15 protein-coding genes are annotated in these 16,223 nt (G+C 33.9%); 9 read left to right on the plus strand and 6 right to left on the minus strand.

Annotated elements, in window-relative coordinates; translation table 11 throughout:
* Nucleotides 1-33: 33 nt before the first annotated feature.
* Nucleotides 34-2,004, plus strand: coding sequence for a gliding motility-associated C-terminal domain-containing protein (locus DXU93_RS02940; protein WP_116879745.1), 1,971 nt, complete (start codon nucleotides 34-36; stop codon nucleotides 2,002-2,004).
* Nucleotides 2,005-2,113: 109 nt separating this feature from the next.
* On the opposite strand, the gene DXU93_RS02945 is transcribed toward DXU93_RS02940, so the two are convergent.
* Together DXU93_RS02945 and rbfA are read right to left on the minus strand one after the other, a co-directional pair.
* The gene (locus tag DXU93_RS02945; protein WP_116879746.1) at nucleotides 2,114-3,337 is read right to left on the minus strand and encodes an ABC transporter permease; all 1,224 of its coding nucleotides are present in this window, start codon (nucleotides 3,335-3,337) and stop codon (nucleotides 2,114-2,116) included.
* A 3-nt stretch (nucleotides 3,338-3,340) separates the two neighbouring features.
* On the minus strand, nucleotides 3,341-3,676 hold the full coding sequence (rbfA, locus tag DXU93_RS02950; protein ID WP_116879747.1) for a 30S ribosome-binding factor RbfA: 336 nt from the start codon (nucleotides 3,674-3,676) through the stop codon (nucleotides 3,341-3,343).
* A gap of 63 nt (nucleotides 3,677-3,739) precedes the next feature.
* Here rbfA and DXU93_RS02955 point away from each other — a divergent pair, with 63 nt between their 5' ends.
* The 4 genes from DXU93_RS02955 (at nucleotide 3,740) to DXU93_RS02970 (ending at nucleotide 8,611) form a co-directional block, all read left to right on the plus strand.
* Nucleotides 3,740-5,575, plus strand: coding sequence for an ABC transporter ATP-binding protein (locus DXU93_RS02955; protein WP_116879748.1), 1,836 nt, complete (start codon nucleotides 3,740-3,742; stop codon nucleotides 5,573-5,575).
* A gap of 65 nt (nucleotides 5,576-5,640) precedes the next feature.
* Complete coding sequence (locus DXU93_RS02960; protein WP_116879749.1) at nucleotides 5,641-6,594, plus strand: SPFH domain-containing protein; 954 nt, start codon at nucleotides 5,641-5,643, stop codon at nucleotides 6,592-6,594.
* 153 nt (nucleotides 6,595-6,747) lie between these two features.
* Entirely contained in the window at nucleotides 6,748-7,479 is a 732-nt protein-coding gene (locus tag DXU93_RS02965; RefSeq protein ID WP_116879750.1) for a carboxypeptidase-like regulatory domain-containing protein, read from the plus strand.
* A gap of 109 nt (nucleotides 7,480-7,588) precedes the next feature.
* Nucleotides 7,589-8,611: a hypothetical protein gene (locus DXU93_RS02970; protein WP_123776027.1), complete on the plus strand. Its 1,023-nt coding sequence runs from the start codon at nucleotides 7,589-7,591 to the stop codon at nucleotides 8,609-8,611.
* A 17-nt stretch (nucleotides 8,612-8,628) separates the two neighbouring features.
* On the opposite strand, the gene DXU93_RS02975 is transcribed toward DXU93_RS02970, so the two are convergent.
* Genes DXU93_RS02975 through DXU93_RS02985 form a run of 3 tightly spaced genes read right to left on the minus strand, consistent with a single transcriptional unit; the run spans nucleotide 8,629 to nucleotide 11,195 of the window.
* Nucleotides 8,629-9,336: an SDR family NAD(P)-dependent oxidoreductase gene (locus DXU93_RS02975; RefSeq protein WP_116879752.1), complete on the minus strand. Its 708-nt coding sequence runs from the start codon at nucleotides 9,334-9,336 to the stop codon at nucleotides 8,629-8,631.
* Nucleotides 9,333-10,031, minus strand: coding sequence for a potassium channel family protein (locus tag DXU93_RS02980; RefSeq protein ID WP_116879753.1), 699 nt, complete (start codon nucleotides 10,029-10,031; stop codon nucleotides 9,333-9,335). Before DXU93_RS02980 ends, DXU93_RS02975 begins: the two co-directional genes overlap by 4 nt.
* Nucleotides 10,032-10,040: 9 nt before the next feature.
* A complete protein-coding gene (locus tag DXU93_RS02985; RefSeq protein ID WP_116879754.1) occupies nucleotides 10,041-11,195 on the minus strand; it encodes a cystathionine gamma-synthase in 1,155 nt (384 codons plus the stop codon).
* Nucleotides 11,196-11,519: 324 nt separating this feature from the next.
* Here DXU93_RS02985 and DXU93_RS02990 point away from each other — a divergent pair, with 324 nt between their 5' ends.
* The 4 genes from DXU93_RS02990 to purN all read left to right on the plus strand — a co-directional run bounded on the left by DXU93_RS02990 (nucleotide 11,520) and on the right by purN (nucleotide 15,236).
* Nucleotides 11,520-12,722 (plus strand): sensor histidine kinase, encoded by a 1,203-nt coding sequence (locus DXU93_RS02990; RefSeq protein ID WP_116879755.1) that lies wholly within the window; start codon nucleotides 11,520-11,522, stop codon nucleotides 12,720-12,722.
* Between the two features lie 100 nt (nucleotides 12,723-12,822).
* A complete protein-coding gene (locus DXU93_RS02995) occupies nucleotides 12,823-14,211 on the plus strand; it encodes an MATE family efflux transporter (protein WP_116879756.1) in 1,389 nt (462 codons plus the stop codon).
* Nucleotides 14,204-14,593: an acyl-CoA thioesterase gene (locus DXU93_RS03000; protein WP_116879757.1), complete on the plus strand. Its 390-nt coding sequence runs from the start codon at nucleotides 14,204-14,206 to the stop codon at nucleotides 14,591-14,593. The genes DXU93_RS02995 and DXU93_RS03000 overlap by 8 nt, the downstream gene beginning before the upstream one ends.
* 70 nt (nucleotides 14,594-14,663) lie before the next feature.
* On the plus strand, nucleotides 14,664-15,236 hold the full coding sequence (gene purN / locus DXU93_RS03005; protein WP_116879758.1) for a phosphoribosylglycinamide formyltransferase: 573 nt from the start codon (nucleotides 14,664-14,666) through the stop codon (nucleotides 15,234-15,236).
* A gap of 26 nt (nucleotides 15,237-15,262) precedes the next feature.
* Here the strand turns inward: purN and DXU93_RS03010 are convergent, their stop codons facing one another.
* Entirely contained in the window at nucleotides 15,263-16,222 is a 960-nt protein-coding gene (locus DXU93_RS03010; protein ID WP_116879759.1) for an HmuY family protein, read from the minus strand.
* Between the last annotated feature and the right edge of the window lies 1 nt (nucleotide 16,223).

The following is a 16,223-nucleotide window of genomic DNA, read 5'->3' on the forward strand; positions in this document are numbered from 1 at the left end:
GGGCTTGCCACCTTTATTAAAAATTCCTTTATTATGAAACTATTAACTATTCTATCGTCCTGTATTCTTTTTTCATTTACATTATATGCACAGACTTCATGTAATGTGAATTTTTCAATAGGAAATGACAGTACATTGCTTTGTGGTCAAACTTATACCTTGAATGCCAATCCTGGAATGGATAGCTACGTTTGGAGTAATGGCTCGTCACAGCCCTCTATTACTGTAAATAGTTCTGGAACTTATACTTGTTATGCTGTAGCTTTAGGTCCTGAATTGGTTACAAATGGTGATTTTTCGAACGGAAACACAGGTTTTTTAACAGATTATATCGTAGGTACAGGTGGAGCATGGGGGCAACTAACTAATCCTGGCACCTATGCTATAAATACATCTCCTAGCAGCGTTCACAATAATTTTAGTGCATGTGGAGACCATACATCAGGTTCAGGAAACATGATGATTGTGAATGGATCGAATTCGTCGGGAACTAGTGTTTGGTGTCAAACAGTAAATGTAACACCCAATACCAGTTATCAATTCAGTACTTGGTTAACAAATGCATTAAATGATCCTAATGTTTCTGAATTACAATTTACCATTAATGGAACACCACTTGGAAATCCTTTTTTAGCATCAACGAACGGGTGTACGTGGAACCAGTTTTTCGAAACTTGGAATTCTGGAACAAATACCACTGCAAATATTTGTATCACTAACCTCAATAATTCAGGTGGCGGAAATGATTTTGCAATTGACGATATTAGTTTTCGTCCAGTATGTAACTATACAGATGAGGTTGATGTAATAATTCCTCCAAATCCAGTGATAACGGTTGATCCTGATCAGACAATTTGTGAAGGTGATGAAATCGATCTTACAGCATATTCTGTTGAATCAAATATAGATTATACATGGAATCCAGGAACTTTGAATAATGCTACAATTACAGTATCTCCAACTCAAACAACAACCTACACGGTTGAAGGAACTGACCCAAACGGATGTGTATCTTTACCTGTTACGGTAACTGTGAATGTTAATCCATTACCTCAAATTACTTTTCAGGGAGATGATGTAATTTGTAAAGGAATGACTGGTGAAATAGAGGTGTTTTCTGATATTACTCAAACAGATTTTTTCTGGCCGATTAATGGTTTTACACAATCTTCAGTTTATGTTCAACCTACGGATACAACAATATATAGTGTAATTGCAACAACTAACTTAGGTTGTGTTGATACTGCTTATTTCGAAATGGCTGTTATCGATCAACTAACTTTAGACATTGTTGGTGATACTGTCTTTTGTGAAGGAGATCAGAATCAGTTAGTGGCAGAGTCGAACTTAGAGAACACCACGTATCTTTGGCTACCAAGAAACGAAACTGGAGAGATGTTGAATACGACAATGAATGATTTAGGTTGGGTTTTTCTAGAAGGAACACATCCTGTTTGCGGAACTTTAACCGATTCAATAGAATTAATTTTAGGTCAAAAGCCAGATGTAAATGTACAAGACAGTATTTTATTGTGTTTAGGAGACGAGGCCAATGTTACTGCGCAATCTACTTTTCCAGATGCAGAGTTTGTTTGGTTTCCAGGCGAATTTTATGGAGCCACCCAGAATGTTTCTTTTGATCAGTCTAGTTATCTTAATGTTCAATCCTTTATTGGTTCTTGTCGTTCGGATTTAGATTCTGTATACATCAGTGTTAACCTTAATTGTGACATTCAAGTTCCTAATGTTTTTACTCCTAACTCAGACGGTGTAAATGATTACTTTAAATTAACTGAGATAGAGGGAATCTCTTCTATAGAATGTGTAATTGTTAACCGATGGGGGAATGTTGTACAAGAATTTGCTAATCCTAATTTTAAATGGGATGGAAGAAATAAAAGAGGAGACTTAGTGAATCCGGGAACTTATTTCTATGTAATTAAAGGAAAAACAAGTCTAGGTCAAGAAATAGAGAAATCAGGAAATGTTCAAGTATTCAATTAATTATTCAAAATATAGAATAGTCATTTGATTTTAAGATTGATTTTTGAAAGTGGACAAGAATATCATTTTTGTCCATTTTTTATGACTACTTTTCAAAGTTTCAGTAACTCTATTTACTCAAGTTTTGATGTCTACGAATTAAAATCTTAGTAGGGAAGTAGCATGTAATAAAGCCAAGTAAAGAAACCGAGCCAATAATTAAAATAATGTCCTTCCAAGTCGTGACCATTGGGAAGTATTCCTCTGTTGCGCTAGGCATAGGAATCATTCCGAAGGTAATTTGAGCAAAAGTTACAGCATACCCAATAATTAACCCTAAAATTGCGCCTCTTGCTACAATCATTAAACCTTCATAGAAAAAGATTCTAAAGATGGTGTTTTTATTGGCCCCCATTGCATAAAGCGTTTTGATGTCAGGTTTTTTCTCAACAAATAACATGGCAATTGATGCGATGAGATTGAATGAAGCCAAGATGAAAATGAATACCAAGATGAAATAAACAATCAATTTTTCTGATTGACTGGTTTTAAAAATCAATTCATTTTTCTCGAAGTTGGTTTTCACTTCGAAATCATTTCCTACTAGGGTTTGAATGTTTCGCTTTACTTCATTCACATTATAATCTTCATCAATATCGATATATAATGCAGTAATATCTTCTCCATACTCTAGAAGTTCATTGGCGAGTTCATATGGTACTAGGGCTTTCTCAGCGTTAACTTCTCGGTTGTAATTCATACGAGAGGAGACGCCAACCATTCTAACATTCAAAGGTTTCTTTCCAGGTCGTATTTTACCTTCTCTTAATGGAACATTAAAGGTGATCTGCTCTTGAAAATGCAAAGAATTTGGTACACTTCCTCCAAGTTTATCTAATAAGTAGGCACCAAAAATAGCTTGTGGTTTCCCGTCGATGTATAGTTTCGGAATACCATCAACTAGGTGTTCCTCCATTTTTGACATAGACAAAAAACTCGTGTCAACACCAACCATTTGGGCATGTACCCACTTGTCTTGGTGTTTTAAAATTACTACTTCTTCAATAGCACGCGACCTATTGATCACCCCTTCCACAGAATCAATTTTATTGAAATCTAGAAAGCCTTGGTTGAAGGTTTTAGCTTTGGCAGAACGAATACTAATAGGTGGATCAAAATCACTGTAAAGCTTAATGACCATTTGCTCGATTCCATTAAAAGCTGAAAGTAAAATTACCAAAGCAGCAGTAGAAATAGCAATTCCAACAACGCTAATTAAAGTGATGAGGTTAATTACATTTCTAGATTTTTTCGCTTTGAAATACCGTCTTGCTATAAATCGAGCAACATTCATGACTTACTTCTTTAGTAATTCATCAATCTTCTCAGCGTAATCCAATGAATCGTCAATAAAGAAATTTAAATCTGGAATGTGTCGCATATCTTTCAATCTACGTCCAACATCACCTCTAATTTTACCTTTATTGTATTGAATATTCTCCAAAACCTCCTCTTTAGGTGGTCCAGCGAAAATACTTAAATATACGCGAGCCATACTTAAATCTGGTGTTACACGAACTACTGTAGCAGTAACCATTGCACCTAAACATAGCTCTCTCGCATTCTGTTGGAAAACTTTAGATACTTCTTCTTGAATAACCTTTTCAATCTTATTTTGTCTTATTGAACCCATACTGCAAAAGTAGTGATATATTTTGAATCATATAAACAAGAAATACCCCTATATTTGTGTTGTATGAAACATCTTATTACAACATTTAAAGCTACATTTAAGTACAAATGGAGAGCTATAGCAACAATTATTTCTAATGTGTTCTATGTGATTTTTAATTTGACTTCCTTGGTGCTTTTTGTACCTTTTTTAAAAGTTATTTTCCCTTCTGAAAAAGTTGAAATTGTTAATAAACCAACTCTAACAGATACGGGAATCACTGATTATATTGACTTTATCAGTGATTATTACAATTATTTTATGACTTCAATGGCCCAGGAAGATCCTAAAAACGCATTGTTTTTTGTTTGTACTTCTGTGGTTATTTCCTTTTTCTTTAAGGGATTATTCAAATATTTAGCCGTTTATCATCAGTCACAGTTACGAATGTCTGTGGTTAGAGATTACCGTGATAAAATGTTTTCTAAGTCAATGAGATTACCAATTTCTTTTTTTACTGAAGAAAAGAAAGGTGATTTAATGTCTCGTATGAATGGTGATGTAAACGAAGTGGAGATTTCTGTTGTTGCAATGCTTGAATTGATTTTTAGAGATCCAATTTCAGTATTTATTACCTTAAGTGTGTTGATCTATTGGAGTCCGGCACTAACCCTTTTTTCATTGATCTTATTGCCAATTTCAGCATTCATTATTTCTAGAATTGGAAAAAGTTTAAAACGAACGGCTAGTAAAGGACAAAAACAATTAGGAGTACTCTTTTCATTTTTAGATGAATATTTAGGAGGAATCAGAATTGTTAAAGCTTTCAATGCTTCAGAAGAAACGGTTAAGAAGTTTGCTAAAATCAACCTACATCATCAACGTTTGTTTACACGTGCTTTTAGAAAAAGAGATTTGGCATCTCCATTAAACGAGTTTCTAGGTGCCGTTGTTCTGGTAACCATTGTTTGGTATGGAGGTACAATGATTTTAAGTGGGGAAGGAGATGGACTTACTGGAGAACAGTTTATTGGTTTTATCGTGGTTTTTTCACAACTTCTTGTGCCCATTCAAAATATTGCGAAAAACAGTGCCAACTTAAGTAAGGTAAAAGCCAGTATAGAGCGAATAGATGAAATTTTAAATGCCGATGAAAAAATTGAAGATCCTCTTCAGCCAAAAACGATTAAAGATTTAGAACAAGGAATTACCTTCCAAAATGTTTCGTTTGCGTATCAAACCGAAAATGTACTTAAGAATCTTAGTTTTAATTTAAGTAAAGGAAAAACGGTTGCTTTGGTTGGTGAATCTGGAAGTGGAAAATCTACAATCGCTGATTTATTACCTCGTTTTTATGATGTTTCGGCAGGTGATATTTTATACGATGGAACAAATATCAAAGATTTTACAGTAAGAGATTTAAGAGACCAAATCGGAATTGTAAATCAAGAATCTATTTTATTCAACGATACAGTTTTCAATAATATCGCTTTCGGAATGGATGGTGTAACAGAAGAAGAGGTTATTAACGCTGCTAAAATCGCTAATGCTCATGATTTCATATCATCTATGAAGGAAGGTTACCATACCAATATTGGTGAACGCGGAAATAAATTATCTGGTGGTCAAAAGCAACGTGTGAGTATTGCAAGAGCAGTTTTGAAAAATCCTCCAATCATGATTTTGGATGAAGCAACTTCTGCGCTAGATACTGAAAGTGAAAAACTGGTTCAAGATGCACTTGATAATTTAATGAAAAACAGAACATCCTTGGTTATCGCTCACCGATTAAGCACCATTAAAAATGCAGATCAAATCTTAGTTTTAAGAAAAGGAGAAATTGTTGAAAGTGGAACGCACGATGAGTTATTTGCTAGAAAAGGCCTTTATCACAAATTAAGTACAATGCAAGGACTATAACGCTTTAAGCTTTTTTATAGGAAATTGTTCATGTTTATCGTAAATTCGTTAAAAAACTAAATACTATGAATGAATTCCCTTTTTCCAATGTGATTGTACTAGCCATAATCGTTTTATTGATATATGGTATTTTCTTTCTCGTAAAACAGCAAACTTCAGTTATTATTGAACGATTTGGTAAGTTTCAATCGGTAAGAAACTCTGGTCTTCAATTGAAAATACCTTTGGTAGATAAAGTCGCTGGACGCATTAATTTGAAAATTCAACAGTTGGATGTTCTTGTAGAAACCAAAACCAAAGATGATGTGTTTGTGCGTTTGAAGGTGTCTGTGCAGTTTCAAGTCGTCAAAGACAAGGTTTATGATGCCTTCTATAAATTAGAAAATCCACAAGCTCAAATTACCTCTTATGTTTTTGATGTAGTGCGTGCTGAAGTTCCTAAAATGGTGTTGGATGATGTATTCGAACGTAAAGACGATGTTGCCAATGCAGTAAAATCTGAATTGAATGAAGCGATGCAAGACTATGGTTATGATATCATAAAGACCTTGGTGACGGATATAGATCCAGATGAGCAAGTGAAAATATCAATGAATAGAATTAATGCTTCAGAACGAGAAAAAGTAGCTGCAGAATTTGAAGCGGAGGCAGAACGCATCAAAATTGTTGCAAAAGCGCGGGCAGAAGCAGAAAGTAAAAGATTACAAGGTCAAGGTATTGCCGATCAAAGGAGAGAAATTGCACGTGGGTTGGAAGAAAGTGTTGATGTGTTAAACAATGTAGGTATTAATTCTCAAGAAGCTTCAGCATTAATCGTTGTAACACAACATTACGATACACTTCAATCGATAGGTGAAGAAACCAATACCAACTTGATTTTACTTCCAAATTCACCGCAAGCAGGAAGTGATATGTTAAACAATATGGTCGCATCATTTACTGCGTCAAACCAAATTGGTGAGGCAATGAAAAAAGTAGAAGAAGAGAAGAAGAATAATAAATCTAAAGACGAAGAATAATACTATTTTATATCGTTGACTTTATTCATCCCTCATTGCATTGCAGTGGGGGATTTTTTATTGATATAACTGTTTTGAAACATATTTTTTAAAATTTATTTATGGAATATCAATTCTTCTTGCATCACAATAGCGAACCAAAAAAAAGAAAAGATGAAAACAACTATTAATTTACTCGTAGCAATGTTCTTAGTGAATTTTGCATTTGCTCAGGGTGCTGTAGGAGATATTCAAGGACAGCTTTTTGAAAACCCTGAAACTGATAAGCCAGCAATGTTTGCTAAAGTTTGGGTAGAAAGAGGAGCTACAAAATTTGGAGCAGTCACAGATGAAGAAGGGCGTTTTAAAATTGCTGCAATTCCTACTGGAATGTATGTGTTGAATGTAAACTATGAATTTGATTCTTTGTCTCAAACTGTTTACGCCAAAGTTGTAGCAGATGGAATTGAAAACGTTGGTCGTATCAATGTATACGAAGAAGTGAAAGAAATTGAAGGCTATACCAAAATAGGATACACTGATCCTTTGATTAGTTTTGATTTTGGACAGGAAAGAATCAGTACTTTAGATATCGCTCAAAGCGCAGTAAAAAACGATGTGAAAGCTTTAATTATGAGTCGAAATTCAGACATTAAAATCGATTCTGAAGGAAAAATGATGATTCGTGGAGCCAGAGGAAATGACTTGATTCATTATATCGATGGAGTAAAGATGAATACTGTTCAAAGTGTTCCAAGTTCAGCAATTGGAGCTATTACAGTTTATTCTAGTGCAATTCCTGCCAAATATGGAGATACTACTGGTGGAGTAATTATTATGGAAACAAAAAGTTACTACGATCTTTGGAGGGCTGCTAAAATTAGAAGAAGTCAAGAGAATTTCTAGAAACAAATATCAAAGTCAAGAAAGTGCAGCCATGAGGTTGCACTTTTTTTGTTTATCTGTTGTTTAATTTTTATTAGTCCGACATTTGTTTTATTTTTAAAATTACCAAATGACAGTATTCATGAAGCTTCCATTTTTTACCTTTATTCTTTGTTGCTTAATCGCTTTTTATTCTTGTGAAGAAGAGGCTGTTGAGGTGGAAAAAACGATTCCTGAACCTCCTAATGTTCCTCAACTTATTAATTGGAGTGCAATGAATAGTCAAGGCTGGAAGAATATGAGCTTTCCCAATTGGTTTTCTAAAACTTTAATTGATTCTAATAAAATAGAAAGAGTATCCATTGAATTTACTAATCTCAACATGACTGATAGTTTATTTCATATCACTGATACTATGCCAAATAGGTTAATTGACGTGGATTTTGATACAAAGGGAAATGTGAAAAAAGTATTTATTACTGAATTTATCGATGGTGTAAAATTAACGGAACATATCTTTAGTTATAAAAATGAAATTGATTCGATAGGCTATTCTGCACCAGCAGTTTCTAGTAATGTCAAATACAGAAAGAAAAGTATGATTTCTTTTTTAAACACAATACAAGAACTCCAACAATATGAAAGACTTGTTGTGGAAGAGAATAAAGATACTTCAGTGCTAAAATTTATTGATATGAGTAGTAATGATAAAATAGAACATTACTTTCTTTTGGATAGTTCCTTTTGGAATGTTTCCTATATCGATCATCATTTCGAAGCTAAAGGGGAAAACCTTTTTTACTATGGTGCTCCTCAGACATATACTTCATCGTTTAAATTGGAAAATTTAGTCGAAAAAACAATGAAGCAATCCAAAAATTATTACAACAATGGTGCTCTAAAAAACCAATCTTTTTACGATAATGATTTTATTACAAAACGATCATTTTTCTATGATTCAGTTGGTATCGTAAAGCAATTCACAGATAGCTTAACCTCAGGAGAAAATTATTTTTTACATAGTGAAAATGGATTCGTTTCCTACAACAAAAATCTACCTATGGAAATCAATTATCATCCGGCGGAAGACAGCTTATTGAATTCTCCAATTAAAAAAGTAAAATTTATTTTTAAGCACGAAAATTCAGAATAGTGCTTTGATTTTGAGACTTAAACACGAAAGATAACACCTTCTTTTTCGTTGTGATCTGTTTGAAGAAATTCGTCAACCAATTGTGCAACTTCTTCTGGAGTTCTCAACTCTTGATTCTCTTTTAAATCAACGAACTTTTGATGACTAGAGAAGTTCTTTTGACCACTTTTTCGAATGTTGATTTGCATATTGGTGTCAACAACTCCTGGTGCAATATTGTAAACTCTTGTTGCTTGTCCTAACTCATTAATTTCGGCTTGTAATGTTTCCGCAAATAGGTCCATCGCTGCTTTTGTTGCACAATATGCACCCCATGAAGGTATAGGTCGCTGCGCAGCACCAGATGAAATATTTATGATTGTTTCTACATTCTCAAATCCAAAGCTTGATAAAACATAGCTGCATAAATATTGTGGAGCAACCAAATTCACCATCGACATGTCAACATAGTGTGTCAGAGTTAATTCATGAGATCTTTTTATATCTCCAATTATACCTGCATTATTGATTAATCGAATTGGAAAATCCTCCTTCGCAATATGGTCTAACAAAGAAATTTCATGCAATTGATGTTTGTCAGATAAGTCACAACTGATGTGCGTAAAGTTTTCATCGGAAATCGAGTTACTTCTGGAAATTCCAATGACTTTATTTCCTTGGTTTAAGAAATGTAAAGCAAGAGCTCTTCCTATTCCTGATGATGTTCCTGTTATTATGTATATCATGATTCGTTTACGTCAATGAAGCGCTGAACGTGTTTAGCAGTACCAAAAACAACTAAAGTATCTCGAGATTCAATAACCGTGTCTCCTTTCGGAACACCAATAACATGTTGTTCTACTTCGTACTGACCTTTCTTTTTAATGTCATATTCACGCCTCATGGTTACTAATGTCAATTGATATTTATTTCTAAAATCAATATCTTGAATTGTTCTATTTAAAGTTCCCTTTGGAGGTTTAATTTCTGCAATTTCATACTCTTCTGATAATTGAAGGAAAGATAAAATTGAAGGATTCAATAGTTTTTCACGGATTACAAAGGCTACCTCATCCTCTGGAGTAAGAATTTCTTTAACACCAATTTTTTCTAAAATTAATCGTTGGTCGGCACCATTTGCACGTGCAATAATACGTTTTACACCTAAATCCATTAGGTGAACGGCGGTCAATACAGTAGCTTCAAAATTTTCTCCAATCGCCACAACCGCAGCGTCCATTTCTTCTAGCTTTTGAGAAGATAAAATTTTAAAATCAGTACTGTTTAAGGTCACAGCAAATGCAACATCATCTTTGATGTCTTCAATTCTTGTTTCACTATTGTCGAAAGCAAAAACTTGTGCTCCTTTCTCGGCGAGTCTTCGGGCAATATTCGATCCATATTTTCCAACTCCAATTACTGCAAATTTATTAAACCCCATTTTATATATTTAAGCCAAAGCTTGTTTTAAATCATTTATTAAATCTTCTGCATCTTCTATCCCAACGCTCAAACGAATAAGAGAATCAACAATTCCTGCTTTTTCTCTTTCTTCCTTTGGTACCGCTGCATGAGTCATTGTTGCAGGGTGGCAAGTTAATGATTCTATACCACCTAATGATTCTGCAAGCGTAAAAATTTTCAAGTTTTCCATTAGTTGGTGCGCCTCTTTTAATTCGTTTCCAATCAAAGAAAAAGAAATCATACCTCCAAAATCATCCATTTGTTTTTTAGCTATATCGTACTTCGGATGATCTTCAAACCCTGGCCAATAAACATGTTCTACCCTTGGATGATCTTTTAAGAAATGAGCTATTTTTTTTCCGTTTTCACAATGACGTTGCATCCTGAGGTGTAAAGTTTTGATTCCTCTCAACACCAAAAAAGAATCCATTGGACTGGTAATTGCTCCAGAGCTATTTTGAATTCTGTAGATTTCATCTGCCAATGTCTTGTCTTGTGTAACCAAAGCTCCCATGACCACATCAGAGTGTCCACCCAAATATTTTGTAACTGAATGCATGACAATATCTGCACCTAAATCAATTGGCCTTTGAAGAAAGGGAGTCGCAAAAGTATTGTCAACAGCTAAAGTAATATTTGCTTTTTGAGTGATTTTTGCCACCTCCTCGATGTCTACAATATTCATCATCGGATTGGTTGGTGTCTCAATCCAAACCAATTTTGTTTTTTCATTAATTGTAGCTTCAAGTGTTGATAAATCACTCATTGGTATAAAATGAAATTTTATACCATATTTGGCAAAAATTGTTGTGAAGATACGGTATGTTCCGCCATATAAATCTGCTGTTGTGATTACTTCATCTCCTGGATTTAAAATTTTTAATAAGGCATCAATTGCCGCAATTCCACTTCCGAAACAGGCGCCATATTTTGCGTTTTCTAATTCAGCAATAGCATTTTCTAATGCATGTCTTGTCGGATTTAATGTTCTAGAATATGCGTAACCTTTGTGTTGACCAACTTTCTCTTGTTTGTATGTACTCGTTTGATAAATCGGAGTCATTATAGCTCCTGTAGTTGGATCAGGTTCTACACCAGCGTGAATTGCCTTGGTTGCGAACTTGTGTTTTTCTTCTTGCATTGCAGTTTAAAATTACCAACAAATGTAAGCAATTTTTATCGATTTTTAGACGGTATAGGGTTCGTGTTATAAGTAAAATTCGTGACTCTAATAATCAAAATAGTTTTTATGAAATCATTTTTAGTTTTAATATGTATTTGTTTTTATCTCGGCTTTAAATGGTTGATATTTAGAGGTATGTATTAATGTTTTTTTCTGAGTAATAAACATTATAATTCATTAAAAAAGTTCTACCTTTGTTGTAAGCGCTATAACCAGAGAATACTATTATTGATTAAAGGCATTGTATCCTCAAACAATTGAAAATTAAGAGCTCCAATTATTATGTCAAGTAGTGATCTTTCAAATTTCGAAGAAAAAACCAAGTTTAATTTTATTTGGAGCATAAACTATGTGTTTACGATTGTTGGATTTATAATGACTGTTTTCACTTACCTTATCGACGACAGCTTTTTTATTTTTTACTTAATCGTTTTGTTTATTAATTTCTTTGGCCTATTTGCGTTGAAGTATTTTAAGATTTATAAGGTAATTGCTCATATTTTGTACTTTTCGGTCACTATTATTATGGCCTTGGCAATATTTACTGTTCCAGAATCACTTCATTTGCAAGAGTCTCTCTGGATGGTTGTTATTGTATTATCAGCCTTTTTTACATTAGGAAATTTAACGGGAATTTTTTACCTCATAGTAAATACAGTGTTTTTTGTAATTTATTATAATGTAACTTTCCCTGGAACGGCTTACTTAAGTTTAACCATTAAACCTGAAGCACTTATAGTTCTTTCGATTGAGTTTGGAATTTCAATGTTTCTAATTGGTTATATCATGTATCGATTTGGATTAATTAATAAACATGCAAGGGATGCTGCAAATAGTGCTTATGAAGAACTTAAAGAAGAAAAACGAATTGTAGAGTATCAAAACACCGAAAAAACTGTTTTACTTCAAGAAATACATCATCGTGTTAAAAATAATATGCAGGTAATCGTAAGTCTACTGCGTTTGCAATCAGGTGAGATCAAATCGGAAGAAGCACGACAAAGTTTTGAAGAAGCTATTACAAGAATTTTAACCATGTCTTTAATACATCAAAAAATGTATGAAAAAGAGTCTTTAATCAACCTCGATGTAAAAGATTACTTGAATACACTGGTCAATAACTTGATTAATACTGGTTTAATAGATAAAGAAATCGACTTTAATGTAGAATCTACACTAAGCTTTGTTAGTTCTACTACAATCGTTCCTCTTGGACTTATCATAAGTGAATTGGTGAGTAATTCAATGAAACATGCCTTTAAGCATTCTGGAAAAATCACACTTCAAGTTTCACCAGCAGATGAAGAATATTTCAATATGATTTATGCAGATGATGGTAAATGGAAAGGTGGAAGTAGTAATACTTTTGGAACGCAACTAATTGAAATTTTTGTAGATCAATTAGAAGGAGAGTTTAGACGTGAAATCAAGGATGAAGGAACTTTTTATTATTTTAAATTGAAAAACCTTGAGAAAGATGAGTAATGATTGTATTCTTCTGTTAAAATATTTGAAATTTTACAATTAGCGTTAAATTCATTTATCTTCGACAACATTTTTAAAACCTTTGTGTTAGTTGTAAAGAATGAAATCAACTGAAAAATTTGGAACCGCTCCCTTAGGGAAATTATTGGCTGGACAAGCAATTCCAGCAGCTGTTGGAATTCTTACAATGTCGATTTACGCAATTGTTGACACTATTTTTGTTGGACAGTTCGTAGGGCCGGAGGGAATTGGTGCCATTACGGTTGTTTTACCCATAACTTTCTTAATCTCGAGTATTGGAATGGCCATTGGTGTTGGTGGATCCTCAGTACTTTCTAGAGCATTAGGAAATGGAAAATTAAAAAAAGCCTATAAAACTTTCGGAAATCAAGTCTTGATGACGCTTGTATTGGCAATATTTTTTGTCATTCTTGGCGCATTTTTTACCAAAGATATTATTCATGTTTTTGGTGGAAAAGGTGATGTGGAAGGACCAGCAGTTTCTTACTTTACCATTTTACTTGTTGGAATCCCATTTTTAGCTTGGGCCATGATGAGCATAAATGTAATTCGAGCAGAAGGGTATCCACGTGTTGCAATGTTTGCTATGGTAATTCCAGCAATTATTAATTTAATCCTTGATCCCATATTTATTGTTGTTTTAGACATGGGAATCGAAGGTGCTGCTTGGGCTACAACTATTTCTTATGTTGGAAGTGCAGCATTTACTCTTCGCCATTTTTTATATGGAAAGTCAGTATTAAAAATTTCATTTGATGCTTGTAAACCTTCAATTCCAATTATCAAAGAAATTAGTGCCTTAGGAGCCGTTACTTTGGCCAGACAGGGAGTCATTAGTTTACTTGCTATTGTATTGAACAATTCCCTTTACTTTTATGGGGGAGAACAAGGTTTATCAGTGTATGGAATTGTTAATCGTGTTTTAATGTTTGCCAACTTCCCCGTCTTGGGTATCACTCAAGGTTTTGTGCCTATCGTAGGATATAATTATGGTGCAAGTTTAAAAAAGAGGGTAAAGAAAATCGTAAAGATATCTGTGGGTTGGGCTTCAGCTATTTCCTTCTTATTGTTTATTTTGTTAATGGTTTTTGCTGCGGACATTTCTCAAATGTTTACCTCAGACCAAACTTTAATAGATGACACAACTCCAGTTATTAGAACCGTATTTTTAGCGACACCGTTGTTGGCAGTTAGTTTAATTATCAGTGCTTATTTCCAAGCGATTGGTAAGGCTGGTCCAGCATTGTTTTTAGCTTTAACAAAACAAGGAATTTTCTTAATTCCTTTGGTTTTATTACTCCCGTTATACTTTGGTTTGAATGGAATTTGGATGTCATTTCCGATTGCTGATATCGGTGCTGCATTGGTGAGTTTTCTCTACTATAAATTGAATCAAACAAAGTATCCAAATCATGTAAAATCGACGTCTATACCTCAAAATGAAACTTTAAGTAATAACTATGAATAACACACTAGAACAACGTAAAGCTGCTGCTGAAACAAAAGTTTTTAAAGCAGTATTTCCTAATACTACAAATCACTACGATACTCTTTTTGGAGGAACAGCGCTCCAACTAATGGACGAAGTGGCCTTTATTTGTGCTACACGATTCAGTCGACAAAAGGTAGTAACAGTTAGTTCAGATCGTGTAGATTTTAAAAAACCAATTCCGAGTGGAACATTGGTTGAACTCGTAGCGAACGTAGAAAAAGTGGGGAAATCAAGTATTGTAGTCGCTGTAGATATTTACGTTGAGGAAATGTACTCTGAAAAGAGAGAAAAGGCAGTTCATGGAACTTTTACAATGGTTGCTGTAGACGACAACAAGAATCCTGTTGATGTAGTGTAGAATTTTATCTTGGAGGGCTTTTCTTTATCATTTATGTCGCCTTTTTTGAAATAACATTAAATTTACCGGTATGGATAAAAAACGAATCGCAATTTTTGCTTCTGGAAGTGGAAGTAATGCTATCAAGCTTATAGAGCATTTTGATCAATCTCCAAATATTGACGCTGTATTACTGCTCACTAATAATGAAAACGCTGGTGTTTTAGCCAAAACTGAAGAGTTTATTGACCAAGTGGTTATCAATAATGAAGGGGCAAATGACGGTTCTTTTCTTGTTGATTTAATGCATGAAGAACGTATCGATTATATTGTTTTAGCGGGATACTTACGCAAGATCCCGAGTGAATTAATAAAATCATATCCAAAGCACATCATTAATATTCATCCTGCGTTGCTACCAAAATATGGAGGTAAAGGAATGTATGGGATGAATGTGCATAAAGCTGTTAAGGAAAACAAAGAACTTGAATCAGGGATTACCATTCACCTTGTTGATGAGGTGTATGATAATGGTGAAATTCTAGCTCAACATAAAGTGAAACTGTCTAGCGACGATTCAATTGACGATATTCAAAAGAAAGTTCTTGCTGTAGAACATGAAAAGTTCTCCAAAGTTGTAGAAAAATATATTTTAGAGGCATAAAACTGTTTCTTTAAATGTTCGTGCCTTTATAGCGATTGGAACTCCCAAACAGGATTTCCTTTTTCTCCTGTTTCAGAGTAAAAATCAATAAACCTCAATTTGTAATATATCCCTTCATGATCTTGTATAATGTAGGACATATCGCTATTGATTTCGTAACTTTCTCCAACTAGGGTTTTCCAACTAAACCCAATAGTATTGGTGTGCTCAGATAATACAAGATTTGATGCATATTCTAAATCAATAGATTCAAAGTCAACTTCAGTAACTTTTGCAACTTTCGTATTTCTACGGTTAGTGATGCATCCTGTTAGTAAATAAGGTGTTTCTACTGGTTCGTAAAACTGGTGAATATATTGAGTAAAAACAAAGTCCCATTCAGTTGTTTTTGGCGAAACCTCAATTTCCATATCACTCATCATGCTGAAGTATGTAAAATTATATTCATCCTGCTTTAATATAGTTCTAGTCATTGAAGAATTGGCGGTTAAATTAGCAAACTCAAAAGTGTAGGTTGTTGGAGTTACTTCAATAATCTTTAATTTATACCAATCCAATTCTTGTTGTGTGGAAGAGTATCCCATGTTGATAATACGCACAAAACCATCTTCCCAGTTTCCAATACCAGTTGAGTCTAAATTACCGGTAGCTTGATCAAACAAAGCGTTTTCATTGTATCCATCTGCACTTGTGATATTCGCTAATTCTGTTTGGTCTGTATGGTAAACCATCATATTACGTGCAGTATTGATGATTACACGACTTCCGTTTTCGCCCGTTTCAAAACCAATATCCCAATTGTTTTTTGAGATTTTACCAGTCATTTTATTCTGAGAAAGGTCAAAATAAGCCTGGTATTCATAGTTGGATCCAATGTTTGTTTCATTCGTAACAACGTCTCCTGGTTCCCTTTTTGGAATTGGCGACTCTTCTTTTAAACAAGAACTTAAAGTAATAAATGCGGCGATGAACAATATAAGTCTCATA

The sequence above is a fragment of the Brumimicrobium aurantiacum genome (assembly GCF_003402975.1).
Taxonomy (GTDB): Bacteria; Bacteroidota; Bacteroidia; order Flavobacteriales_D; family Crocinitomicaceae; genus Brumimicrobium; species Brumimicrobium aurantiacum.

What these genes read in the sequence shown, in the direction of transcription:
- rbfA (WP_116879747.1), bottom strand. Translation starts at nt 3,676, where the DNA reads ATGGGTTCAATAAGACAAAATAAGATTGAAAAGGTTATTCAAGAAGAA.
- DXU93_RS02975 (WP_116879752.1), bottom strand. Translation starts at nt 9,336, where the DNA reads ATGATATACATAATAACAGGAACATCATCAGGAATAGGAAGAGCTCTT.
- DXU93_RS02970 (WP_123776027.1), top strand. Translation starts at nt 7,589, where the DNA reads ATGACAGTATTCATGAAGCTTCCATTTTTTACCTTTATTCTTTGTTGC.
- DXU93_RS02965 (WP_116879750.1), top strand. Translation starts at nt 6,748, where the DNA reads ATGAAAACAACTATTAATTTACTCGTAGCAATGTTCTTAGTGAATTTT.
- DXU93_RS02960 (WP_116879749.1), top strand. Translation starts at nt 5,641, where the DNA reads ATGAATGAATTCCCTTTTTCCAATGTGATTGTACTAGCCATAATCGTT.
- purN (WP_116879758.1), top strand. Translation starts at nt 14,664, where the DNA reads ATGGATAAAAAACGAATCGCAATTTTTGCTTCTGGAAGTGGAAGTAAT.
- DXU93_RS02955 (WP_116879748.1), top strand. Translation starts at nt 3,740, where the DNA reads ATGAAACATCTTATTACAACATTTAAAGCTACATTTAAGTACAAATGG.
- DXU93_RS02985 (WP_116879754.1), bottom strand. Translation starts at nt 11,195, where the DNA reads ATGCAAGAAGAAAAACACAAGTTCGCAACCAAGGCAATTCACGCTGGT.
- DXU93_RS02995 (WP_116879756.1), top strand. Translation starts at nt 12,823, where the DNA reads ATGAAATCAACTGAAAAATTTGGAACCGCTCCCTTAGGGAAATTATTG.
- DXU93_RS03000 (WP_116879757.1), top strand. Translation starts at nt 14,204, where the DNA reads ATGAATAACACACTAGAACAACGTAAAGCTGCTGCTGAAACAAAAGTT.
- DXU93_RS02980 (WP_116879753.1), bottom strand. Translation starts at nt 10,031, where the DNA reads ATGGGGTTTAATAAATTTGCAGTAATTGGAGTTGGAAAATATGGATCG.
- DXU93_RS03010 (WP_116879759.1), bottom strand. Translation starts at nt 16,222, where the DNA reads ATGAGACTTATATTGTTCATCGCCGCATTTATTACTTTAAGTTCTTGT.
- DXU93_RS02945 (WP_116879746.1), bottom strand. Translation starts at nt 3,337, where the DNA reads ATGAATGTTGCTCGATTTATAGCAAGACGGTATTTCAAAGCGAAAAAA.
- DXU93_RS02990 (WP_116879755.1), top strand. Translation starts at nt 11,520, where the DNA reads ATGTCAAGTAGTGATCTTTCAAATTTCGAAGAAAAAACCAAGTTTAAT.
- DXU93_RS02940 (WP_116879745.1), top strand. Translation starts at nt 34, where the DNA reads ATGAAACTATTAACTATTCTATCGTCCTGTATTCTTTTTTCATTTACA.